The 20970-nt window shown below is 75.3% G+C and carries 21 protein-coding genes and 1 pseudogene; 12 read left to right on the top strand and 10 right to left on the bottom strand.

Annotated elements, in window-relative coordinates:
• Nucleotides 1–415: 415 nt before the first annotated feature.
• Nucleotides 416–964, top strand: a complete 549-nt coding sequence (locus ACWCYO_RS12895) for a hypothetical protein (protein WP_449784265.1) — start codon at nucleotides 416–418, stop codon at nucleotides 962–964.
• A 6-nt stretch (nucleotides 965–970) separates the two neighbouring features.
• Here ACWCYO_RS12895 and ACWCYO_RS12890 read toward each other — a convergent pair whose 3' ends face one another.
• The 4 genes from ACWCYO_RS12890 to ACWCYO_RS12875 form a co-directional block, all read right to left on the bottom strand.
• Nucleotides 971–1303 (bottom strand): hypothetical protein, encoded by a 333-nt coding sequence (locus ACWCYO_RS12890; RefSeq protein WP_270142547.1) that lies wholly within the window; start codon nucleotides 1301–1303, stop codon nucleotides 971–973.
• 594 nt (nucleotides 1304–1897) lie between these two features.
• Entirely contained in the window at nucleotides 1898–2893 is a 996-nt protein-coding gene (locus tag ACWCYO_RS12885) for an Lrp/AsnC family transcriptional regulator (protein WP_449784264.1), read from the bottom strand.
• Nucleotides 2883–4289, bottom strand: a complete 1407-nt coding sequence (locus ACWCYO_RS12880) for an MFS transporter (protein WP_449784263.1) — start codon at nucleotides 4287–4289, stop codon at nucleotides 2883–2885. The genes ACWCYO_RS12885 and ACWCYO_RS12880 overlap by 11 nt, the downstream gene beginning before the upstream one ends.
• Nucleotides 4290–4418: 129 nt before the next feature.
• Nucleotides 4419–5297 (bottom strand): LysR family transcriptional regulator, encoded by an 879-nt coding sequence (locus ACWCYO_RS12875; protein WP_449784262.1) that lies wholly within the window; start codon nucleotides 5295–5297, stop codon nucleotides 4419–4421.
• Between the two features lie 81 nt (nucleotides 5298–5378).
• On the opposite strand from ACWCYO_RS12875, the gene ACWCYO_RS12870 reads away from it, so the two are divergent.
• From ACWCYO_RS12870 to ACWCYO_RS12850, 5 genes are read left to right on the top strand one after another with little or no spacing between them, the layout of a single operon-like run.
• A complete protein-coding gene (locus ACWCYO_RS12870) occupies nucleotides 5379–6329 on the top strand; it encodes a DMT family transporter (protein WP_270142539.1) in 951 nt (316 codons plus the stop codon).
• On the top strand, nucleotides 6326–6496 hold the full coding sequence (locus tag ACWCYO_RS12865) for a hypothetical protein (protein WP_449784261.1): 171 nt from the start codon (nucleotides 6326–6328) through the stop codon (nucleotides 6494–6496). Before ACWCYO_RS12870 ends, ACWCYO_RS12865 begins: the two co-directional genes overlap by 4 nt.
• Before the next feature lie 56 nt (nucleotides 6497–6552).
• On the top strand, nucleotides 6553–7509 hold the full coding sequence (locus tag ACWCYO_RS12860; protein ID WP_270142536.1) for a GNAT family N-acetyltransferase: 957 nt from the start codon (nucleotides 6553–6555) through the stop codon (nucleotides 7507–7509).
• Nucleotides 7502–8290 carry an aminotransferase class IV gene (locus tag ACWCYO_RS12855; protein WP_270142535.1) on the top strand — a complete coding sequence of 263 codons (789 nt, stop codon included), beginning with the start codon at nucleotides 7502–7504 and terminating at the stop codon, nucleotides 8288–8290. Before ACWCYO_RS12860 ends, ACWCYO_RS12855 begins: the two co-directional genes overlap by 8 nt.
• Nucleotides 8291–8326: 36 nt before the next feature.
• A complete protein-coding gene (locus ACWCYO_RS12850) occupies nucleotides 8327–8422 on the top strand; it encodes a multicopper oxidase domain-containing protein (protein ID WP_449784260.1) in 96 nt (31 codons plus the stop codon).
• Nucleotides 8423–8492: 70 nt separating this feature from the next.
• On the opposite strand, the gene ACWCYO_RS12845 is transcribed toward ACWCYO_RS12850, so the two are convergent.
• Nucleotides 8493–9434 (bottom strand): LLM class flavin-dependent oxidoreductase, encoded by a 942-nt coding sequence (locus ACWCYO_RS12845; protein WP_449784259.1) that lies wholly within the window; start codon nucleotides 9432–9434, stop codon nucleotides 8493–8495.
• Nucleotides 9435–9520: 86 nt separating this feature from the next.
• Here ACWCYO_RS12845 and ACWCYO_RS12840 point away from each other — a divergent pair, with 86 nt between their 5' ends.
• Nucleotides 9521–10273: a helix-turn-helix domain-containing protein gene (locus tag ACWCYO_RS12840; protein WP_449784258.1), complete on the top strand. Its 753-nt coding sequence runs from the start codon at nucleotides 9521–9523 to the stop codon at nucleotides 10271–10273.
• A 323-nt stretch (nucleotides 10274–10596) separates the two neighbouring features.
• Complete coding sequence (locus ACWCYO_RS12835; protein WP_270142531.1) at nucleotides 10597–11013, top strand: ester cyclase; 417 nt, start codon at nucleotides 10597–10599, stop codon at nucleotides 11011–11013.
• Between the two features lie 27 nt (nucleotides 11014–11040).
• Here the strand turns inward: ACWCYO_RS12835 and ACWCYO_RS12830 are convergent.
• The 3 genes and pseudogenes from ACWCYO_RS12830 to ACWCYO_RS12820 form a co-directional block, all read right to left on the bottom strand.
• Nucleotides 11041–11269, bottom strand: a pseudogene (locus tag ACWCYO_RS12830) (Cmx/CmrA family chloramphenicol efflux MFS transporter); the annotation flags it as partial.
• Nucleotides 11270–11349: 80 nt separating this feature from the next.
• The gene (locus ACWCYO_RS12825; RefSeq protein ID WP_449784257.1) at nucleotides 11350–12255 is read right to left on the bottom strand and encodes a diacylglycerol kinase; all 906 of its coding nucleotides are present in this window, start codon (nucleotides 12253–12255) and stop codon (nucleotides 11350–11352) included.
• A gap of 100 nt (nucleotides 12256–12355) precedes the next feature.
• The gene (locus ACWCYO_RS12820; protein WP_405000617.1) at nucleotides 12356–13981 is read right to left on the bottom strand and encodes an FAD-binding oxidoreductase; all 1626 of its coding nucleotides are present in this window, start codon (nucleotides 13979–13981) and stop codon (nucleotides 12356–12358) included.
• Nucleotides 13982–14001: 20 nt separating this feature from the next.
• On the opposite strand from ACWCYO_RS12820, the gene ACWCYO_RS12815 reads away from it, so the two are divergent.
• Together ACWCYO_RS12815 and ACWCYO_RS12810 are read left to right on the top strand one after the other, a co-directional pair.
• Complete coding sequence (locus ACWCYO_RS12815) at nucleotides 14002–14592, top strand: TetR/AcrR family transcriptional regulator (protein ID WP_270142529.1); 591 nt, start codon at nucleotides 14002–14004, stop codon at nucleotides 14590–14592.
• Nucleotides 14589–16160, top strand: a complete 1572-nt coding sequence (locus tag ACWCYO_RS12810) for a glycerol-3-phosphate dehydrogenase/oxidase (RefSeq protein ID WP_449784256.1) — start codon at nucleotides 14589–14591, stop codon at nucleotides 16158–16160. The genes ACWCYO_RS12815 and ACWCYO_RS12810 overlap by 4 nt, the downstream gene beginning before the upstream one ends.
• Before the next feature lie 129 nt (nucleotides 16161–16289).
• On the opposite strand, the gene ACWCYO_RS12805 is transcribed toward ACWCYO_RS12810, so the two are convergent.
• Nucleotides 16290–16583, bottom strand: a complete 294-nt coding sequence (locus tag ACWCYO_RS12805) for a hypothetical protein (RefSeq protein WP_270142527.1) — start codon at nucleotides 16581–16583, stop codon at nucleotides 16290–16292.
• Between the two features lie 222 nt (nucleotides 16584–16805).
• Here ACWCYO_RS12805 and ACWCYO_RS12800 point away from each other — a divergent pair, with 222 nt between their 5' ends.
• Nucleotides 16806–17381 (top strand): TerD family protein, encoded by a 576-nt coding sequence (locus ACWCYO_RS12800; protein WP_270142526.1) that lies wholly within the window; start codon nucleotides 16806–16808, stop codon nucleotides 17379–17381.
• Between the two features lie 52 nt (nucleotides 17382–17433).
• On the opposite strand, the gene ACWCYO_RS12795 is transcribed toward ACWCYO_RS12800, so the two are convergent.
• Nucleotides 17434–18684, bottom strand: coding sequence for an FAD binding domain-containing protein (locus ACWCYO_RS12795; RefSeq protein WP_449784255.1), 1251 nt, complete (start codon nucleotides 18682–18684; stop codon nucleotides 17434–17436).
• Between the two features lie 220 nt (nucleotides 18685–18904).
• Here ACWCYO_RS12795 and ACWCYO_RS12790 point away from each other — a divergent pair, with 220 nt between their 5' ends.
• A complete protein-coding gene (locus tag ACWCYO_RS12790) occupies nucleotides 18905–20947 on the top strand; it encodes an oxidoreductase (protein ID WP_449784254.1) in 2043 nt (680 codons plus the stop codon).
• Nucleotides 20948–20970 lie beyond the last annotated feature (23 nt).

Raw genomic sequence — 20970 nt, 5'->3', positions numbered from 1 at the left:
CACCGGGACCGGGTAGGACAGCCAGAAGTCCCAGAGCCCGGTGATCACGACCATGAACGAGCGCAGGGTCGAGGCGCCGAAGTGGAGCGGTTCGTGTGCGGGGGACCCGGGGCGGGTGTGGGGTGGGGTGGTCGCTATCTTGAGGGGTCACGGACAGTCGTGAGGGGAGCGGGCTATGGGGATGGGTGGTCGGCGGATGGTCGCCGTGGTGGCGGCCGGGGTGCTGGCGGGGGTGCTGGCCGGGTGTTCGTCCGGGGGGTCGGGGGACGCCAAGGGAGGTGCCAAGGGGGCTTCAGGGGCGGCGAGTTCGGCGGTGACGGCGGGTGCCGCGGCGCCGACGGGTGCCGGGGCTGCGGTGTCCGTGGCCCCGTCCGCGTCCGCGTCTGCTGCTGGTGCGAGCGGCAGTGCAGCGCCGGTGCCGCCGGCCGCTGCCGCCGCGCCCAGCGCGGATCTGGAAGCGGTGCTGCTGGACGACAAGGTGGTCGGGCAGGTGCTGCCGGACGCCAAGGCGATGGCCGGGTGGGACGAGGAGAAGCGCAGGGTCGACACCGCCGACCACGCGGTCACCTGCTCGGCGTCGACGCCGTGCACGGGCAAGCCGCTCAGCGCGTCGGTCCGGTTCTCCTCGGGGGACCTGGTCACCCGTTTCCTGGTGGAGACGCTGGCCAGCCGGGACGCCGCGAAGAACCGGTTGCGGGAGACGTACGCCTCGTACCCCGTCGGGCCGTTCCACAAGGTGGACGCCCCGGCGTTGGGCAGCGAGAGCCAGGCGTTCGTCGGGCCGCTGTCGGCGGGGGACGGGGTGAGCATCGTGGTGCGCTCGGGCACCGTGGTGGCGAGCGTGACGACGGAGGGCGGTCCGGTGGACCTGCCCGCCGCCCGGCGGTTCGCCGTGATGCTGGTCAACCGGATCGAGCAGGCGCAGTCGGGGAAGACGCCGGACGCCGGGCTGGGTGCGGCCTGACGGACCCTATGAACAGGCCGGCAGCAGGCCGAGCGCCAGCAGGGTGTCCAGCGCGCAGTGCGGTACGTCCCAGTCGGGCAGCGGTCCGCTCCGCCCGGTGAGGGTGGCGCAGGCGGCGGTGAGGGCGGCCTCGGCGGCGAGCAGGTCGTCGGCGAGGACGAAGGCGACCCCGTCGACCGCGCCCGGGCCGGTCAGGATCCGGGCGTGCTCGATCCGGGCCGGTACCGGCAGCCCGCGTGCCAGTCCGTCCCGGACGGCCTCCGGGGAGGGCGGGGGAGGGGCCGTCGGGGGGCCGTCGGGACGGTACGGGGCGCGCAGGTGGAAGCGAATGGCGTGCACGGGAACCAGCCTGACCGATCGTCGGCGCAGGTGGTGGCGTGCGCGGTGTCAGAAAACTGTCAGGCAGCAAGATGCCACCGGTCGCACCCTCGGTCCGGGCGGTGCTGGGCTGGGGAAACCGGTGTCGGGCGCCCGTGATCTGAACTCTTGGGTGGTCTTCGCCCGGGTGCTCAAGCTGTGGGACCAGGACCCGGACGGCTTCGACGACGACTACCTGATCGTCCTGCAGTCGCGCGCCTACGCCGCCCTCACCACGACCTGGTCGAGGCACTGCCCGAGCCCTCCGCGGGGGACCGCCGCGCGCTTCGAGGCGGCCGTCGGCGCGTACCGGCGCACCGCCGTCGAGCTGGGCTCCGCCCGCCGGGCCGCGACCTCCCGCCGGTACACCGCCGACGCCGCCGCCCGGCAGCGGCGCCTCGCCGAGGCGACGGCCGAACTGCGCGAGCTGCTGGCCCCTGCGCGAGGCGGCGCAGGTGCTGGCCGAGCTGCGGGCGAGGTTCACGTCCGGCTGAGGGGGGCGGGGCGGGGATCCCGGCAGTGGTGCGTTCAGCCTCGGTCACGATGCGCACGAACTACCGTGGCAGGTGTTGTCCGTCATCTGTCAGGGAGCGAATCCACGCGACCGGCGCCCGCCGGGACGGGCCCCGCCGCCTTGAGCGTCCGCAGGACCGGCGCCGACTCCAGGGCCGTGATCCCCGGGACCTCCCCCAGCCGTCGGGTCAGGTAGCGGTGCAGGTCGGCCGGGTCGGTGCACAGGGCGAGGGCCACCAGGCTGCTGGGGCCGGTCGTGGCGGCGACGAAGGCGAGCTCGCGGTGGGTGGCCAGGGCGCGGCCCACCCGGTCGACGTGGGCGGGGGTGACGCTCAGCCAGAGCAGCGCCTGCAGGCCGGCCCCCAGCAGTCGCGGGTCCAGCTCCACGTCGAGGAAGACCGTTCCGTCGGCGCGCAGTTCGGCGAGTCGGCGGGCGACGGTGGCCGGGGTGCGTCCGGTGGCCGCGGCGAGCTCGCCGAGCGGCGTGCGGCCGTCGACGTGCAGCGCGCCGAGCAGCGCCAGGTCGGCGGTGTCCAGACCGTGCGGACGCCCCACCGGCTCAGGCCCCTCGGGAACCCGGAGTCCGGCCTGCTGCTCCTCGGTGAGCGCCTCGGTGCTCACCGGCCAGGCGGTCGGGCCGCCCCGGTAGGTGTGCAGCAGGCAGTGGGCGGAGACGGCGGTGACGGCGGCGGTGCGCGGGATGTCGCGCAGCAGCAGGCTGTGGCCGTCCGGGCCGGGGTCGGTCGCCACGATCGTGGTGATCTCGGTGCCGCCGGAGGTGAGCTTCACCCAGGCGGTGTCCTCGCGTCGGACCAGTGCCCGGGCGAGCCGTTGCGCCGTGTGCGGCCCGGCGGTCAGCCGCACCAGCCACTGGGCCCGTCCGGCCCGGTGCGGGTCGGCCAGCCCGACCACCCGGAGCCCGGCCTCGGACCGCAGCCGCCGGTAGCGGCGGGCGACGGTCTGCGGCGAGACGTCGAGCACCGCCGCGATCCGGCTGAACGGCGCGCGCCCGTCCACCCGCAGGGCGTGGACGAGGGCGCGGTCGAGCTCATCGAGCATGCGTGGCTTCCCGGTGGTCGGCGGTGCGGTCGTCCGATTCTGCCGCCCCGGCCGGTCCGGGCGTGGTCATCCACCGTGCTGCCGCCGCGACGGCCGCGAGTGCCGCCCCCGCCGCCCAGCAGGCCCGCTGCGCCCCGGCGGCGTCGGGGACGGCCAGGTAGACGCGCCCGAGCAGGGCCACGCCCACGGTGGCGCCGAGCTGTTGGACGGCGTTGAGCAGGCCCGCCGCCGAGCCGGTCTCCTGCGGCCGCAGCGGTCGCAGGGCGGTGGTGAAGAAGGCCGGGGTGAACAGGCCTTGTCCGAGGCCGACCACCGCGAGCGCGTACGGCAGCGACCCCGGCCGTTCGCCGGTGCGGTAGGCGGCGACGGTGGCCAGCAGTCCCACCGCCAGGACGGCGAGCCCGGCGGGCATCACCCGCGCCCCGTACCGCCGGACCAGCGAACCGCCCGCCCACAGCGAGCCGGCCGCGAGCCCCGCCGACATCGGCAGCAGGGTCAGTCCGCAGGCCAACGCATCGGCTCCGGCGGCGAGTTGGAGTTGCAGCACGACGACCACGGTGAGCCCGGTGGTGACCGCGAAGGCCAGCGCCAGGGCGAGCAGGGCGGCCGGGAAGCGCACCGAGCGGAACAGGCTCGGCTCCACCAGGGTGTCCGCGCCGCGCCGGGCGCCGTGCCGCTGGTGGCCGACGAAGGCGAGCGCGAGCGCCGCCCCGGCGGCCGTCAGCGGCCAGGGCGCCCCGTCCAGCAGCGGCAGCACCAGCAGCCCGGTCGCCGACGCGGCGAGCGCGCCGCCGACCGGGTCGAGGCCGGGGCGGCGCGGGGCGCGGTCCTCGGCGAGCAGCGGGGCGAGTGCCAGGACGGCGAGCGAGAGCGGCAGGTTGACCAGGAAGACGGCGCGCCAGGAGGAGCCGAACAGGTCGGCGTGGGTGAGCAGCCCGCCGAGCACCGGCCCGGTCACCGCCGCGAGCCCCATCACCGGTCCGATCGCGCCGAGCGCCCGGGCCGTCTCCTCGCCCCGGTACATGGCCCTGATCAGGCCGATGGTCTGCGGCACGATCGCGGCGGCCGCGCCGCCCTGGACGGCCCGGAGGGCGAGCAGCGCACCGAGGGTGGGGGCGCAGGCGCAGGCCAGGGAGGCGAGCAGGAAGACGGTGACGCCGGTCCGGAACACCCGGCGCCGTCCGAACCGGTCGCCGAGCCGGCCGCCGGTGAGCAGCAGGACGGCGAACGGCAGGGTGTAGGCGGAGGTCAGCCAGGGCACGGCGGCCACCGGGCCGCCCAGGTCCGCGCGCATCAGCGGTGCGGCTACCTGGACGACGGTCGCGTCCAGCAGGTTCATCGCCTCGGCGGTGAGCAGTGCGCAGAGCGCGAGTCGGCGGTGCGGGTGGACGGGCATGGGAGTGCTCCGGAATAGGGCGGTCGGGACGTCGCCACCCTCGGTCCGGACGGCCTCCTCCGCCAGTAGCGCCCGCCCGGAACGACGAAAAGCTCCACCGGCCCCGCCCGTGGCGCCGAAAAGCGCCGCTCAGGCCGGGACGGTCACCGCCACCCCGGCGAGCAGGCCGGTGACCGCCGGGGACCAGGGGCGGCCGGTCGGCCCGGTGAGGGTCAGGGTCCGGTGCACGGCGGGCCGGATCGGGACGAGGACGCAGTCGGGCGGCAGCATGGTCAGCGCCAGCGCCGGCATCACCGAGACGCCGACGCCCGCGTGCACCATGCCGATCAGGGTGTTGAGGTCGCGGATGCGGTGGCGCGGCGCGAAGCGGGTGCCGGCCCGGCGGTAGGCCTCGCGGATGTGGCGTTCGCAGCCGCCCTCCGAGAGCAGGAAGTCGTCGTCCTCCAACTCGGCGACGTGGATGGACTCCTGACCGGCCAGCGGGTGGTCGCGGCGCAGCAGCGCGTGCATCGAGTCGGCGCCGAGCGTGACCGCCCCGGGCGGTGGCGACCCGGCGTCGACCAGGACGGCGGCGTCCACCGTGCCGGCCTCCAGCCAGGTGGGCAGCTCGGCGTCCTCGCCCTCGAAGACCCGTACGGTGAGCTGCGGGTACGCCGCCTTCCAGTCCCGCAGCAGCCCGGGCAGCAGCGCCTGGCAGACGGTGGTCGGGGCCGCCAGCCGTACGGTGCCGGTGAGGCCGCCGGAGTGTCGGGTGGCGATGGCGCGCACGGCGGCTGCGGAGGCGACGGCGGTGCGGGCGTGCGGCAGCACCTGCTCGCCGAGCGGGGTGGGCCGGCACGGGGTGCCGCGCCGCAGCACGGGGGCGCCGAGCGAGCGCTCCAGCGCGGCCACGGCGTGCGACACGGCGGACTGACTGATGCCCAGCTCGTCGGCGGCCGCGCCGAAGCCGCCGGTGTCGGCGACCGCGACCAGCGCCCGGAGCTGGGCCAGGTTGACCTCCGAGGCCATGAGAGTTGCTCATCCTTCCGGCACTGCCACTTGTTGGACTCATGTTCCGCCGCCGGGCCACGCTCTGTCCAGCACACGGAAGTGGGAACGGACGGGGAGGTGGTCGGGGTGCGGCGCTGGTTGCCGGGCTTCGTGGCACTGTCGGCGATCTGGGGCGCCAGCTTCGCCCTGATCAAGGTGGCGGTCGAGGCGGGCGTGCCGCCGCTGTGGGTGGCGCTGTCGCGCAGCGCGCTGGGCGCCGCCACGCTGTGGACGGTGCTGCTGCTGCGCGGCGAGCGGGCCCCGCGCGACCGGGTGCTGTGGGGGCACTCGGCGGTGGTCGCGGTGCTGCTCAACACCGTGCCGTTCACCCTGTTCTCGTTCGGCGAGACCAGGGTCAGCTCGGTGCTCGCCGGGGTGATGAACGCGACCACCCCGCTGTTCACCCTGCTGTTCGCGGTGCTGAGCGTCCCCGAGGAGCGCCGCCCGGGCGCCCGCCGGCTCGCCGGCCTCGGGCTCGGCTTCGTCGGCGTGCTCACCGTGCTCGGGGTCTGGCACGGCCTCGGCTCCGGCGAGACCGTCGGCGCCCTCGCCTGCCTGGCCGCCGCCTGCTGCTACGGCGCGGGCTTCGCCTACCTGCGCCGCTTCCTGTCCGGCCGCCCGGAGACCGTCACCACCCTCTCCACCCTCCAGATCACCTGCGCCACCGCCGAGTTGGCCCTGATCGCCCCGGCCGCCGCGGGCCTCCCGCACTGGCCGGGCGGCCCGGCCGCCGCCGCCCTGCTGCTGCTCGGCGCGCTCGGCACGGGCCTGGCCTACCTGCTCAACCTCGGCCTGGTCCGTACGGCCGGCACCGCCGTCGCCTCCGCCGTCACCTACGTCATGCCCCTGTGGTCCACCGCGCTCGGCGCGGCCCTGCTCGCCGAACCGGTCGGCTGGAACGCCCTGGCCGGCGGCATCCTGGTGATCGCCGCCGTCGCCCTCGCCCGCCCCCGCAGGGCCGCGGCCCTCGCGACCCGGAGGGTCCTCGGACGCTCGGGGGCGGCCGGGTGACGGACTTGGGGAGGGCGGGCGGACTGGGCGCGCAGGCGCCGGCCGACCTGTCGACCCGGCCGGAGTGCGACGTGGATCCCGAGCCGCGGGGTTCCACCGCCTCCACCGCCGAGGAGGTCGCCGCAGCGCAGGCGGAGGTCGCGGCCGACCTGGGGTGGTGGGGCTGACGTTCGGTGCCCGGTGGATTACCGGTCGTGCCCGGAGGGCCGCTAGGGTGGCCCCCGTGGTGAGGTCGTGGGATGCGGCGGTCGAGCGGGCGCAGGACCGGTTGGCGGCGGGGGTGCGGTTGCGGGCGGCCGTCGAGGCTGAGGAACGACGGTTCGCCCGCTGGGACTTGGCGTCCCTGGTGGAGGGCGAGCTGGGCGAGCCGGTGGACCCGGACGCGCTGGCGCCGCAGGCCGAGCGGGACTGGCGGGAGCGGCTGGGGGAGAGCGGCCGGGAGTGGCCCGGCGGGGAGCTGTACCGGCGCCGGTACTGGATCCGGGACGACCGGGGCGCGGTCGCCGGGACGGTCGCGGTGGACAACTGGACCAGGGGCCCGAGCCAGCTCGCCGTGTCCTCCCTGTACGTGCGGCCGCGGTCGCGTGGCCAGGGGCTGGCGGCCGCCGCGCTGGACGAGGTGTACGCGGCGGCCACCGCCGAGGGCCTGCCGGGCTTCCGGCTGGAGGCGCACTGGACCTGGCAGTCGGCCGTCCGCTACTACCTGCGCCGCGGGCTGTGGGTGGTGGGCTGGAAGCGCTCGCTGTCGCTCGCCCGGATGCCCCAACTGCCGCTCCACCGGGTGCGCGAGGAGGACGGGCGGCTGCTCCTGCTGGTCGCCGACCGGCAGCGCGGCTGGGTGCCGATACTGGCCGCCGGGCAGGAGGGCCGCTGGCTGCGGCTGGACGAGACGGCGGACTACCGGGGCTGTGACGGCTGGGTGCACGAGTACGCCCGCTCCACGCTGGCGCTGTACCTGGCGCTGGCGGGCCGTCCGCTGGTGCGCGGGCCGCAGTGGTGGGCGGAGGCGTGGCGCTGGGCGGACGCGGGCGAGCCGGAGGGGCTGGCGTCCAGGATCGAGGAGTTCGAACGGGCGGCCCGGGCGTCGGGCCGCACGGTCGTCAGCCCGTACCGGCCGGTGGTGCTGCCGGAGTCGACGCCCCTGGTCTCCCCGCGGCTGGCAGACTCGGGCGATGACTGAGATCGAGATCGACGGCGCGCCCGCCGACCCGGCGCGGCTCGCCGCCCTGGGGCTGCTGAACTACGGGCACTTCACCACGCTGCGGGTCGAGGCGGGCGGCGTCCGCGGTCTGGCGCTGCACCTGGACCGGCTGGTCCGGGACTGCCGGGCGCTGTTCGCCGCCGAGCTGGACCGGGCGGTGGTCAGGGAGCGGATCCGCGCGGTGCTGCCCGCCGACGGCTCCCCGGTGATCGTCCGGGTCACCGGCTACGACCCCGCGCTCGGCCTGGAACGCCCCGCCGCCCCCGCCACCCCCGCCCTGCTGGTGACCACCCGTCCGGCCGCGACCGCCGAGCCCGCCCCGCTGCGGGTGCGCACGGTGGCCTATCGGCGGGAACTGCCCGAGGTGAAGCACGTCGGCCTGTTCGGCCTGGTCCACCACCGTCGCACCGCCCAACTCGCCGGGTACGACGACGTGTTGCTGATCGACGAGGACGGTCTGGTGACCGAGGGCGCGACCTGGAACGTCGCCTTCCTGGCCGGAGACCGGCTGGTGCGGCCCACGGGCCCCAGCCTGCCCGGCGTCACCGAGGCGCTGCTGGCCGGGGCCTACGACGGCCCGCAGTCCCGCGAGCCGGTCCGCGCCGCCGACCTGGCGCGCTTCGACGCGGCCTTCGCGCTCAACGCGGGCGTCGGCCCGCGCCCGCTGGCGGCCGTCGACGGCACCGCCTTCGACCCCGCCCACCCGCTGCTCGCCGAACTGCGCGCCGCCTACCTCGGGATCGCCGCCGACCCGGTGTAGCGGCGGCCGCGCCCCGCCGAGGCGGTGGAGGTGCTGGTGCGCTTCACCGACTACGCGGGGACGTACCTGCTGCACTGCCACGACCTGGAGCACGAGGACATGGCGATGATGGCCGACTTCACCGTGGAGTGAGCCGGTCACACCCGAACGGCCGGCTGCCGGAAGGCGGTTGCCGCGCCGCCCTCCGGCACGCTTCGTCCCATCACCACGACCCGGGGCGGGTGAGCGCGGCGAGGCGCTCCAACTGCTCGTACTGGTCCGCGAGGTCGAGCGCGCCGAGCCGGGCGACGACGTGTTCGGCGCCCGCCTCGGTGTAGCGGCGCAGGGTGGCGGCGACCTGCTCGGGGGTGCCCATGGCGATCGCCTGGATCCGCTCCACCTCCTCCAGCGGCAGGCCGTAGTTGGAGCGGCCGTAGGCGTCCATGGTGCGGCGGGCCGCCTCGGCGTCGTCGTCGATCCGGACGTTGACGAACAGCGCCGGGGTGACGGCCTCCGGCGGACGCCCGGCCTCGCGGGCGGCCCGGCGGACGCCCGCCAACCCGGCGGCGTAGTCGGCCGGTTGGGGCGGGTAGGGCAGCCAGCCGTCGTAGCGGCGCCCGGTCCGGGCCAGCGCCGACGGGGTCGCGCCGCCGAGCCAGACCGGCGGTCCGTCGGGGCGGAACGGGAGTGTGGCGGGCGGGAGTTCGGGGAAGGAGTGGAACTCGCCGTGGAACTCCGTCGCCCCGGCCCACAGCGCCCGCCAGAGCGCGACCGTCTCGTCCAGCCGGGCGAAGCGGCGCTCCCACGGCACCTGGGACAGCTCGTGCAGCGGCTGCCCGAAGCGGCCCGGGAAGCCCGCCCCGACGGTGACCGTCAGCCGTCCGCCGGAGAGCAGGTCCACCGAGGCCAGCGCCTGCGCGGCCTGCACCGGGCGGCGCAGCACCGGCAGCAGCGCGCCGGTGCCGAGCCGGATGCGCTCCGTCACCGGGGCGACCGCCGCCAGCATGGTGAGCGGTTCGATCCGCGGGGTGAGCAGGGAGTCGTTGACGAAGAGCGAGGCGAAGCCCGACTCCTCGGCCCGGCGGGCGAATCCGATCAGGTCGCGCGGGTCGCCGGCGGGCTGCCACTGGGCCTGGCCGGTGGGGAGGAAAACACCGATGTCCATGTCGCTGATCCTGCGCCGTGGTGCGGCATGGGCTCAATTCCCCCGCGGGAATGGCGGGGCGCGCGGCACCCGGATAGAAGTGGGGAATGGACTTCCCCCGGGCGCTGCGCGAGCGCCGCACCGACCGCCGGCTCAGCCAACTCGACCTCGCCACCCGGGCGGGCACCACCCAGCGGCACCTCAGCTTCATCGAGTCCGGCCGCTCCGTGCCCGGGCGGGGCATGGTGGTGCGGCTCGCCGAGTCGCTCGACCTGCCGCTGCGCGACCGCAACGAGCTGCTGGTGGCGGCCGGTTACGCCCCCGTCTACCCGGAGACGCCGCTGGACGGGCCGCGGTTGGCACACGTCCGGGCGGCCATCGACCACCTCCTCGCCGGGCACCTGCCGTACCCCGCGCTGGTGGTCGACCGGCGCGGCGACGTGGTGGCGGCCAACGAGGCGTTGGACGTGATCACGGCGGGCGCCGACCCGCGACTGGTCGGGCCCGGCACCAACGCCTACCGGCTCGCCCTGCACCCGGACGGGCTGGCGCCGCGCATCCGCAACTTCGCCGCCTGGGCCCGGCACATCGTCGAACGCACCCGCCATCTGGGCGAGTTGCACGAGGAGTTGAGCACCTACGTGCCCGAAGCGATGGTCGGCGACCAGCACCTGGGCTTCGCGGTGCCGCTGGAGCTGCGGACCGGGCTCGGCGAGCTGCACCTGATGACGACGGTGACCACCTTCGCCACTGCCGTCGACGTCACGCTCGCCGAGCTCAAGTTGGAGGCCTTCCTGCCCGCGGACGCGCGGACGGCGGAGCTGCTGCTCAGAGCCCGGGGAACCGGTAGTCGGCGGTGATCCGCCCGGCGGCGTCGAGGAGGACGAACTCCACGCCGCCACCCGCGAGTTCACCGGTCTCGACGGACACCATCTCCCAGGCCGGCGTCGGGCTCCGTCCACAAGGCGGCGTAACGGTCGGCGAGTTGCTGGGCACTGGTGGTCATGGTCGGCTCCTTCACGGGTTCGGTCGGTCACTGTGTGCCCCCATCCTCGAAGCGGCGTCGTCACCGGACGATTCCCGCCGGGGAATGGCCGCCCGCTCCCGGAATGGCTTCTGCGGGGCGCCGGTGGGAGGGTCGAGGTGAGGGGGCCCTGGCCGCTGCCCGCAGGAGGTGGACGCGATGAGCGCCGAGGTCAACAAGCAGGTCGTGGAGCGCTTCGACGCGGTGGTCCGGGCCCGGGACATCGGCCTCCTGGACGAGCTCTGCACTCCGGACCTGGTCAACCACGCCCTGGACCCCAGCCGGCCCGCCGGGCTGGAGGGCACCCGGGAGTTCCTGTCCACGGCGGCCGGGCGGTTCGAGGACGACCACTGGCGCAGTTGCCGCACCGTCGCCGAGCACGACCTGGTGGTCCAGTTCGGCCTGCGGGTCGGCCACTGGACGGGTGGCGACTTCCTCGGCTTCCCCACCCACCACGGCGACTACGCCCGTGAGGCCGCCTTCGCCTACCGCCTGCGGGGCGGTCGGATCGCGGAACGCTGGGCGATCCGCGACGACCTGACCATGATCCGGCAGCTCGGCGGCATCCGGCTTTGAGCCGGCTCGGTCGCCCCTGGGCCGGACCGCGGCGAGCAGCGGGTCCACCGTGGCGCCGACGTTGAGGGCGGCCGCCGCGTAGGCGCCGGCCAGGGCGGGGCCGGCGGCCTCGTACCGGACCCGGGTGATCAGCGTGCCGCCGACCGCGAAGGACAGCGCACCGAGCACCAGCACCAGGGCGAACAGGGCGACCGGCGCGGGCGGCCGCGAGGGCGAGCAGCGGCCGGCCGAGCAGCAGCAGTGGCCCGGAGGACGCGGCGGAGGCCGTCGCCTACCGACGGGGGCGAGGCCTGAGTTCCCCGGGCGGCCGCCGCTGCCCGGGGAACGCTTGAGGGATCAGGGCACCAGCAGTCGCAGCGCCTCCCGCCGGACGGTGACCTCGATCGGGAGGGCGGTGATGAACTCGCCGTCGGCGTAGGCGGTGATGCCCGGGGACTCGATCCGCAGGGATGCGGTGCGCAGCGTGGTGACCTCGGGGTGGTGGATGTGGGTGCCCTTGAACAGGGTGGGGAAGAAGCGGGCGATCCGCAGGCGGGGCATGGCGTCGACCAGGGTGAGGTCGAGCAGGCCGTCGTCGGGGAGGGCGGCGGGGCAGATCAGCATGCCGCCGCCGTAGCTGCGGGTGTTGCCGACGGCGGCGAGGGTGAGGTCGCGTTCGATGACGGTGCCGTCGGCGAGGGTGATCCGGAACGGCAGGGGCCGCAGGTTGGCGAACTCGGCGAGGATGGCGAGGTTGTAGCGCATCCGGCCGCGGGGCCAGCGCAGCCGGTTGGCGCGGTCGCTGACCAGGGAGTCGAAGCCGGTGGCGAGGACCGAGCCGTACCAGCGGACGGCGCCGTCCGGACCGGTGATCCGGCCGAGGTCGATGCTCCTCACCCGCCCGGCGGCGATGACCTCGGCGGCGGCCTCGGGGTCGTCGAGCGGCAGGCCGTACTCGCGGGCGTGGTCGTTGCCGGTGCCGGCCGGTATGACGCCGAGCGGGACGGTGCCGTCGGCGAGGGCCTGGAGGGCGAGGTTGATCATGCCGTCGCCGCCGACCACGACCACCGCGTCCGCCCCGCCGGCCGCCGCCTCGCGGGCGAGGCGGACGGCGTCGTCGGCGGAGCGCCCGGCCCGCGGTTCGACCTCGACGCCGAGGGCGCGCAGCCGGGCGACGGCCCGGTGGGCGGCGGGTCCGGCGTGCCCGATGCCCGCCGCCGGGTTGGTGAGAACGGCGACCCTGCGGACGGTTCTCGGCCTCATGCGCCCGCCTCGCTTCGCTCGCCAGGGGCATTCGCCCGCCCGCCCCTTTCGACGACTCTCCCCCAGCCTCCGGCCGGGGGTGCCCCCATGCTGCGCTCGCTCATGAGGGGATCAGCTTGCCGGGGTTGAGGATGCCCGCGGGGTCGAGCTCGGCCTTGACGGCGCGCAGGATGCGCACGCCGAGGTCGCCGATCTCCTCGGTCATCCAGGGCCGGTGGTCGGCGCCGACCGCGTGGTGGTGGGTGATGGTGCCGCCCGCGCCGATGATGGCGTCACCGGCGGCCCGCTTGGCGGCGCCCCACCGGGTGAGCGGGTCCTCGCCGAGGGCGGCGACGACGGTGAAGTAGAGCGAGGCGCCGGTCGGGTAGACGTGCGAGACGTGGCACAGGACGAGCGCGCCGGGCAGGGCGCCGGTCAGGGCCTCGGTGACGGCCGTACGGAGCTGGGCCAGGTCGCTCCAACTGGCCGCCGTCTCCAGGGTTTCGCACAGCGCGCCCGCGTTGAGCAGCGAGTCGCGCAGGTAGGGGGCGCTGAACCGGCCGTGCTCCCAGGCGCGGGCGGGCGCCTCGCCGAGCGAGCTGCCGCCGGCGGCGAGCAGGACCTCGCGGGTGAGGTCGTGCCGGGCGGCGACCTGTTCGGCGTCGCCCTCGAAGACGGTGACGGCCAGACAGCCGCTGACCGCCGGGGAGCCGCCGATCTGCTCGGTCATGGCGAGGTTGACCATGGTCTCGGCCTCGTCGGAGAGCCGGATGACGGTCGGGCCGGTGCCCTGCTGTTCGACGGCGCGCAGCGCCGCCGTCCCGGTGGCGAAGTCGGGGAAGCTCCAGGCCTCGTGGGCCTTGACGGCGGGCAGCGGGTGGACGCGCAGGCGGACGGCGGTGATCACGCCGAGGGTGCCCTCGGAGCCGAGGAAGAGCTGGCGCAGATCGGGGCCGGCGGCGGAGGCGGGGCCGCGGCCGAGTTCGAGCGTCCCGGCGGGGGTGACCACGCGCAGGCCGCGGACCATCTCGTCGAAGCGCCCGTGGCCGGCGGAGTCCTGGCCGGAGGAGCGGGTGGCCGCGAAGCCGCCGATGGTGGCGAAGCGGAAGCTCTGCGGGTAGTGGCCGAGTTCCCAGCCGCGTTCGGCGAGCAGTGCTTCTGCTGCGGGCCCGGTGAGGCCGGCGCCGAGGACGGCCTCGCCGGAGGTCTCGTCGAGGGCGTGGAGGCGGTCGAGGCGGCGCAGGTCGAGCGAGACGACGGCTTCGAGGCCGCCGCGCTCGGGGTCCAGGCCGCCGACCACGCTGGTGCCGCCGCCGAACGGGACGACGGCGATCCGGCGTTCGGCGCACACGGCCAGCACGGCGGCGATCTCGGCTTCGTCGCCGGGCACGACCACGGCGTCGGGCGCGTCCTGCGGCTCGCGGCTGCGGCGGCGCAGCAGGTCGGGGGTGGACTTGCCGCCGGCCCGGGGCAGGCGGTCGGCGTCGGCGGCGCTGACGTGCGTCTCGCCGACGGCGGCGGCGAGCGCCTCCAGGGCGTCGGCGGTGATCCGGGACGGACGCAGCACGACCTCGGCGGCGCTCGGCCCGGGGGCGGCGTCGCCGGTGACGCCGAGGGCGGCGGCGAGCAGTCCCTTGATGTCCGCGGACAGCTCCTTGGCGAGGGCCGGGTCGCCCCAGGCGTCCCACTTCATCGGGGGGAGCGGCAGCGCGGCGCCGGCTGCCCCTGCTTGCGTCTCAGGTGCCATGCGTTACAGTTTCACACATCATGTCAAGTAGTAACGCCACGGCCGGAGCGCCGCGCAGCACCGACGACGCGATCCTGGACGCCGCCGCCGACCTGATCGTCCACCTCGGCGTCCGCCGCACCCAGCTGGCGGAGATCGCGCGCCGCGCCGGGGTCAGCCGCCCGACCGTCTACCGGCGCTGGCCGGACGTCCAGGCGGTGATCGGCGCGCTGCTCACCCGCGAGATCCTGGCCACCCTGGAGGGCACCTCGCTGGACGTCCACGACCGGGAGACCTTCGTGGACCGGGTGGTCGAGGTCGCCGTACGGCTGCGCGACCACCCGGTGCTCGGCGCGCTGCTCCACTCCGACGACTCCGACCTGTTGCTCCGGTACGTGGTCGAGCGGCTCGGCGCCAGCCAGCGCGGCCTGCTGGAGGCGCTGCGCACCGGCATCGAGCAGGGGCAGGCCGAGGGTTCGGTCCGGGCCGGCGAGCCGACCGAACTGGCCGCCATGGTCCTGCTGATCGCCCAGTCCACCGTCCAGTCGCACCGCATGGTCGCCTCCTTGCTGCCCGAGGCGGCCTGGCGGCGCGAACTGGCCAGAGCGCTGAACGGATACCTCGCCCCATGACCTCCACCGCAGGCCGTCCCACCGCAGGCCCGTTCGCGGGCACCACCCGACTCAACGGCGTCCGCCGGACGGTGGAGCTCGACGCGCTCGCCGACGACCCGCACGTCGACCTGCTGGTGATCGGCGGCGGGGTCACCGGCGCCGGGGTGGCGCTGGACGCCGCCGCGCGCGGCCTGCGGACCGTCCTGGTCGAAGCCCGCGACCTCGCCTTCGGAACGAGCCGTTGGAGTTCCAAGCTGGTGCACGGCGGCCTGCGCTACCTCGCCTCCGGGCGGGTCAAGGTGGCCCGGGAGAGCGCCGTCGAACGCGGCGTGCTGATGACCCGTACCGCCCCGCACCTGGTCCGCGCACTGCCACAACTGGTGCCGCTGCTCCCGGACTTGCTGCGCCCGGGCCAGGCCTCGCTGATCCGCGCGGGCTTCCATGCCGGGGACGCGCTGCGGCTGGGCGCCGGGACGCCGGGGGCACTGCTGCCCCGGATGCGCCGGATCGACGCGGCCCGCACTCGGCAGCTGGTCCCGGGAGTCCGGACGGCGGGCCTGCGCGGAGCGCTGGTCGCGCACGACGGCCAACTCGTGGACGACGCACGTCTGGTGGTCGCGCTGGCGCGCACCGCCGCGCAGTACGGGGCGAGCGTGCTGACCCGGGTGCGGGCGCAGGAGGTGACCGGGACCTCCGCCCGGCTGGTCGACGCGCTGAGCGGCCAGACCCTGACCGTCACCGCGGGCGCGGTCGTCAACGCCACCGGCGTGTGGGCGGGCGAGGTGGACACCTCGATCAAGCTGCGGCCCAGCCGCGGCACCCATCTGCTGGTGGACGCCGCGGCCCTGGGGCACCCGGTCGCCGCGCTCACCGTGCCCGTCCCCGGCTCCACCAGCCGCTTCGTCTTCGCGCTGCCGCAGCAGCTCGGCCGGGTGGCGATCGGGCTGACCGACGAGGACGCGCCGGGCCCGATCCCGGACCAGCCGCAGCCCACCGAGGCCGAGCTGAGCTTCCTCCTGGACACCGTCAACGGCGCCCTCGCCACCGCGCTCACCAGGGCGGACGTGCGCGGCGCCTACGCCGGACTGCGCCCGCTGATCGACACCGGGGGCGGCAGCACCGCCGACATCTCCCGCGAGCACGCGGTGCTGGAGTCCCCGTCCGGGATGATCACCGTGGTCGGCGGCAAGCTCACCACCTACCGGCGGATGGCCGAGGACGCGGTGGACGCCGCCGTCCGGCTGCGCGGCCTGCCCGCCCGCACCTGCTGGACGGCCCGCCTGCCGCTGGTCGGCGCCCCCGGCCACCGCGACAGCCGCCCGACCCCGGCCGGCGCGGTGCCCGCGGCGCTGCGCGCCCGGCACGGCGGCGCGGCCCACGAGGTGCTGGCAGCGGGGGAGTTGACGCCGGTGGCGGAGCGCCTGGAGGTCACCCGCGCCGAGGTCGCGTACGCGGTCACCCACGAGGGCGCGCTGGACGTCGCCGACGTCCTCGACCGCCGTACCAGGATCGGCCTGGTGGCCGAGGACGCCGAGCGGGCCCGGGGGGCGGTCGAGGAGATCATCGCGGAGCTCGCGGCGGGGTAGCGGCCCGTCGCGGGCCCTCGCGCCGCAGGGCGCGGTCGGGGCTCAGCCGGCCCGGGGGAACGGGGCGAGGTCCGGCTCGACCCGGGTGCTGCGGGCCCGTTCGCCCGCCGGCGTCTCGGGCATGGCGGTTCAGCGGGCGGTGCGTTCCGGCATCGGGTGCTCGGCGCCCGCGAGTTCCAGCACGCAGGCCAGCGGGTGCTCCGCCCGGCCCGTGCGGTCCAGCCGTACGGACAGCGGCCGCGGTGGCTCCTCGGCGAGTTGCCCGGACAGGGTCAGCGGGTAGCTGCCGTGGCCGTGGACGCGGTGGAAGGCGCACTCCTTGCCGTCCACCAGCAGCTCGGTCTCGGTGATCCATCCGGAGCGGACGTTGACGGTGACGGAGTGCCCGCTCCGGTCGAGGTGGAAGCTGTACCGCTGGCGCATGGGAACCTCCCGCGAAGGCCTCGGATCGAGGCGGCCACCGGGCTTGAGGCGATTCACCGCCAGTCTAGGTCTGCCCCGTGGCCCGGGCGCCCCGGCAGGTGAACTGGCGGTTCCCTCCCGCGCCCCTGAGAAATCCCCGGGCCGGGCCCGCCTGCAGGCGGATTCTCGTGATCTCTACAGTGCTGTAGATTCGTCCGCAGGGAGAGATCCGAGGAGGGCATTGTGGGAGTTTCGCTGGCCAAGGGCGGCAACGTCTCGCTGAGCAAGGAGGCGCCCGGTCTGAGCGCCGTGATCGTGGGCCTCGGCTGGGACGTGCGCACCACCACCGGGGCCGACTACGACCTGGACGCCAGTGCGCTGCTGTGCAACGCGCTCGGCAAGGTGGTCTCGGACCAGCACTTCGTCTTCTTCAACAACCTGCGCAGCCCCGAGGGTTCGGTCGAGCACAGCGGCGACAACCTGACCGGTGGCGGCGACGGCGACGACGAGCAGATCAAGGTCGACCTGGCCCGGGTGCCGGCCGACGTCGCCAAGGTGGTCTTCCCGGTGTCGATCTACGACGCCGACGCCCGGCTGCAGAACTTCGGCCAGGTCCGCAACGCCTTCATCCGGATCGTCAACCAGGCCAACGGGCAGGAGATCGCCCGCTACGACCTGACCGAGGACGCCTCGACCGAGACCGCGATGGTCTTCGGCGAGCTGTACCGCAGCGGCGCCGAGTGGAAGTTCCGGGCGATAGGCCAGGGTTACGCCTCCGGCCTGCGCGGCATCGCCACCGACTACGGCGTGAACGTCTGATCCACGCAGCTCGACGGGCGGGCCGGCTCAGAGACTGCCCCCAGGGCCTGTCCTAGCCGGTCCGCCCGAGCGCGTGGCCGCCGAAACCGCCGCTGCCGCTGAGCTGTTCCCGCCACCAGGCGGTCATCGCCGGCTCGTCCATGGCCGACCAGTCGGGCGCCCCGGTGACCTGCGCCCGGCCCAGGGTCCGGCCCAGGTTCACCAACTCCAGCCCGGCCGCGGTCCGTTCGCGGTCGTAGGCGGCCAGCAACGGCGCCCACGAACCACCGCCGAGCCGCCGCCCGGCCTGCTCGAAGGCGTGCGCGTCCTGCAGGGCCTTCACCGCGCCGCTGGTGTTGTGCGGGCGGACGATGGTCGCCGCGTCCCCGCCGATGAGCAGCCGGCCGGCCGTGCGGTGCGGGGTCGCCAGGTCGTAGACCGGCTGCAGCAGGGTCCGTTCGCGCGGGGTCAGCGCGACCACGCCGGCCCAGTACGGCGGCAGCCGCCGCTCGGCGAACTGCCGTAGCCCCTCCAGCTGTTCGTCGCTGAGGGCGCCCGCGGCGACGGCGGTGGGGCCGTCCAGGCGCAGCCAGTCCGGGGTGGGGGCGTAGAACACCCAGTTCACCTGGGTGGTGCCGGGGGTGAGCCCGGGGATGCGGTAGATCACCACCTGGCCGCCGCGGTAGCAGACCGTGATGCACTCCTCCTCCGGCCAGACCCCGGCCCCACCGGGCAGTTCGGCCAGCAGCGCGGAGTCGAAACTGCCGCGCCAGCACACGTACCCGGCGTACTCCGGCAGGGCCTGCGGGCAGACGGCCGCGCGGACCACCGACCGGTAGCCGTCCGCCCCGATCACCAGGTCGTACGGGGTGCGGGTGCCGTCGGCCTGCTCGGTCCAGGCGCCGCCGCCACCATCGCCATCGTCACTGGCGTTGCCGACGGCGGTGACCGTGCTGCCCAGCCGGTACTCCACCGCCGCGGGCGCGCTCTCGCGCAGGGCCTGCCAGAGCACCGCCCAGTGGTGGGAGTGGAACGGGAACGGCTGGGCCCAGAGCAGCCGCCCGCGCCCGTGCGGGCCGTCGCCGTGGCCGGCCGGCTCCCGGGTGACCCAGCTGCGCACGGTGAGCCGGTGGCGCCGGGTGTCCGGGGCGAGATGGCCGGCGTCGACGAGTTCGGCGAAGCGGTCGTTGTGGGTGCAGATCCCCAGCCCGCGGTCCTCCAGTCGGCCCGGGCTGCGTTCCAGCACCACGACCCGTTCCGCGCCGAGCCGGGCCGCCGCCCCGGCGAACGCGCTCCCGGCGATGCTGCCCCCGACCACGGCCACCGAGCCACCCCGCACGGTCGCCCCCTCTCCCGAGCCCGCCGACAGTGCCGTCGGTGATGTCGGGACACGACGATACGCCGCCGGGCCGGGGCGCGGGCGGTACGGGCGTCCGCGCCGAGCGAAGGCTATGCAACTAGTTGCATAGCGCGACGGCCGTCCCCTACTCTGCGGTAACCATCCGGGAGGCACCTCCCCCCGGCCGCCCCCTCAGGAGACGTCGATGAGTGCGACCCCCGGCAGCAGCCGCTACCCGCACCTGCTCAGCCCGCTCGACCTCGGCTTCACCGCCCTGCCCAACCGGGTGATCATGGGCTCGATGCACGTCGGCCTGGAGGAGGCCCCCGGCGGCTACCAGCGGATGGCCGCCTTCTACGCCGAGCGCGCCCGCGGCGGCGTCGGCCTCATCGTCACCGGCGGCATCGCCCCCAACGAGGCCGGGCGGCCCTGGGAGGGCGGCGCGATGCTGACCACCGAGGAGGAGGCCGACGAGCACCGGGTGATCACCGACGCCGTGCACGCCGCCGGCGGGAAGATCGCCCTGCAGATCCTGCACTTCGGCCGCTACGCCTACCACAAGGACCTGGTCGCCCCCAGCGCCCTGCAGGCCCCGATCAGCCCCTTCGTGCCCAACGAGCTCACCGCCGAGCAGGTCGAGCAGACCGTCGAGGACTTCGCCCGCTGCGCCGAACTCGCCCGCCGGGCCGGCTACGACGGCGTCGAGATCATGGGCTCCGAGGGCTACCTGATCAACGAGTTCGTCGTCGCCGCGACGAACCACCGCGAGGACGAGTGGGGCGGCCCCTACGAGCGGCGGATGCGCTTCCCGGTGGAGATCGTCCGCCGGGTCCGCGAGCGGGTCGGCGAGGACTTCATCATCGTCTACCGGCTCTCCATGCTCGACCTGGTCCCCGGCGGCTCCACCCTGGACGAGGTCGTCCAGCTCGCCCAGGCCGTCGAGGCCGCCGGGGCCAGCATCATCAACACCGGCATCGGCTGGCACGAGGCCCGCATCCCCACCATCGCCACCTCCGTGCCGCGCGGCGCCTTCGCCTGGGTCACCAAGCGGGTGATGGGCAAGGTCGGCATCCCGCTGGTCACCACCAACCGCATCAACACCCCGGAAACCGCCGAGCACTTGCTCGCCGACGGCTGCGCCGACCTGGTCTCGATGGCCCGCCCGCTGCTCGCCGACGCCGACTTCGTCGCCAAGGCGCGCGAGGACCGCGCCGAGGCCATCAACACCTGCATCGGCTGCAACCAGGCCTGCCTGGACCACACCTTCAACCTCCAGATCACCTCCTGCCTGGTCAACCCGCGCGCCTGCCACGAGACCGAACTCGTCCTGGCCCCCACCAGGTCGCGCAAGGACCTCGGTGTCGTCGGCGCCGGACCGGCCGGCCTCGCCTTCGCCGTCTCCGCCGCCGAACGCGGCCACGCCGTCACCCTGTACGACGCCGCCGAGAGCATCGGCGGGCAGCTGAACATCGCCCGGCGCATCCCCGGCAAGGAGGAGTTCGACGAGACGCTGCGCTACTTCCGCACCCGGCTGGCCGAGTTGGGCGTCACGCAGCGACTCGGTGCGACCGTCACCGCCGAGCAGCTGGCCGGGGCCGGGCACGACGAGATCGTCCTCGCGACCGGCGTCACTCCCCGAACTCCCGCCGACATCCCGGGAATCGACCACCCCAGCGTGCTCGGCTACCTGGACGTGCTGCGCGACGGCGCACCGGTCGGCGAGCGGGTCGCCATCCTCGGCGCGGGCGGGATCGGCTTCGACGTGGCCGAGTACCTCACCGACCAGGGCGACCAGGCGAGCCTCAACCCGCCGGTGTTCCAGGCGAAGTGGGGCATCGACCCGGAGTACCGCGAGCGCGGCGGCCTGCGCGCGCCCGAGCGGCCGACGCCCCCGCGCAGCGTCCACCTGCTGCAGCGCAAGACCGGCAAGGTCGGCGCCGGACTCGGCAAGACCACCGGCTGGATCCACCGCACCGAACTCAAGCACCGCGGCGTCACCATGGTCGCCGGCGCCACCTACGACCTGATCGACGACGCCGGGCTGCACTTCACCGTCGACGGCGAGCGCCAACTCCTCCCCGTGGACACCGTGGTGCTCTGCACCGGCCAGGAGCCGCGCCGCGACCTGGACGAGGCGCTGCGCGAGCGCGGCCTGTCCGTGCACGTGATCGGCGGCGCGGACGTGGCGGCCGAGCTGGACGCCAAGCGGGCCATCAAGCAGGGCACCGAGCTGGCCGCGACCATCTGACGTCGGGTGGCCGGGGGGCTACC

This window comes from Kitasatospora sp. NPDC001683 (genome assembly GCF_053596495.1).
The sequence above is the reverse complement of the archived record's forward strand: the minus strand, read 5'-3'. Positions and strand labels throughout refer to the sequence as shown.

What these genes read in the sequence shown, in the direction of transcription:
- ACWCYO_RS12880 (WP_449784263.1), bottom strand. Translation starts at nt 4,289, where the DNA reads ATGCCCGTCCACCCGCACCGCCGACTCGCGCTCTGCGCACTGCTCACC.
- ACWCYO_RS12820 (WP_405000617.1), bottom strand. Translation starts at nt 13,981, where the DNA reads ATGGCACCTGAGACGCAAGCAGGGGCAGCCGGCGCCGCGCTGCCGCTC.
- ACWCYO_RS12790 (WP_449784254.1), top strand. Translation starts at nt 18,905, where the DNA reads ATGAGTGCGACCCCCGGCAGCAGCCGCTACCCGCACCTGCTCAGCCCG.
- ACWCYO_RS12805 (WP_270142527.1), bottom strand. Translation starts at nt 16,583, where the DNA reads ATGCGCCAGCGGTACAGCTTCCACCTCGACCGGAGCGGGCACTCCGTC.
- ACWCYO_RS12835 (WP_270142531.1), top strand. Translation starts at nt 10,597, where the DNA reads ATGAGCGCCGAGGTCAACAAGCAGGTCGTGGAGCGCTTCGACGCGGTG.
- ACWCYO_RS12845 (WP_449784259.1), bottom strand. Translation starts at nt 9,434, where the DNA reads ATGGACATCGGTGTTTTCCTCCCCACCGGCCAGGCCCAGTGGCAGCCC.
- ACWCYO_RS12815 (WP_270142529.1), top strand. Translation starts at nt 14,002, where the DNA reads ATGTCAAGTAGTAACGCCACGGCCGGAGCGCCGCGCAGCACCGACGAC.
- ACWCYO_RS12855 (WP_270142535.1), top strand. Translation starts at nt 7,502, where the DNA reads ATGACTGAGATCGAGATCGACGGCGCGCCCGCCGACCCGGCGCGGCTC.
- ACWCYO_RS12825 (WP_449784257.1), bottom strand. Translation starts at nt 12,255, where the DNA reads ATGAGGCCGAGAACCGTCCGCAGGGTCGCCGTTCTCACCAACCCGGCG.
- ACWCYO_RS12840 (WP_449784258.1), top strand. Translation starts at nt 9,521, where the DNA reads ATGGACTTCCCCCGGGCGCTGCGCGAGCGCCGCACCGACCGCCGGCTC.
- ACWCYO_RS12875 (WP_449784262.1), bottom strand. Translation starts at nt 5,297, where the DNA reads ATGGCCTCGGAGGTCAACCTGGCCCAGCTCCGGGCGCTGGTCGCGGTC.
- ACWCYO_RS12885 (WP_449784264.1), bottom strand. Translation starts at nt 2,893, where the DNA reads ATGCTCGATGAGCTCGACCGCGCCCTCGTCCACGCCCTGCGGGTGGAC.
- ACWCYO_RS12810 (WP_449784256.1), top strand. Translation starts at nt 14,589, where the DNA reads ATGACCTCCACCGCAGGCCGTCCCACCGCAGGCCCGTTCGCGGGCACC.